Genomic DNA, 284 nt, shown 5'->3' with positions numbered 1-284 from the left:
AAGCGCGGCTGATACTGCTCATTCAGCGCGACAGCTACGTCTTCCGCTTCGCCATCGTGACGCGCGTAGTGCATCCCCATAACGCCCTGGGTGTCGGTGAACTCGAAGACCATGTTGGTCATCAGGTCACACTTAGACAGCAGGCCCGCACGGGTAGCGTGGTTAACGTCAGCGCCAATCTGCTCAGCAATCCAGCCAGCCAGCGCCTGAATGCGGTCAGTTTTGTCGCGCAGCGTCCCCAACTGTTGCTGGAACAACACGGTTTGCAGGCGCGGCAGGTTATC

At 59.2% G+C, this 284-nt stretch carries 1 protein-coding gene; it reads right to left on the bottom strand.

Translation table 11 applies throughout. The features are described from left to right. The coding region (locus LZP73_RS20775; protein ID WP_234236872.1) for a glycine--tRNA ligase subunit beta at positions 1 to 284 on the bottom strand (284 nt) is incomplete at both ends.

Origin of the sequence: Shewanella sp. AS16, assembly GCF_021412365.1 — a bacterium.
GTDB classification, from domain to species: Bacteria; Pseudomonadota; Gammaproteobacteria; order Enterobacterales; family Shewanellaceae; genus Shewanella; species Shewanella salipaludis.
The sequence above is the reverse complement of the archived record's forward strand: the minus strand, read 5'-3'. Positions and strand labels throughout refer to the sequence as shown.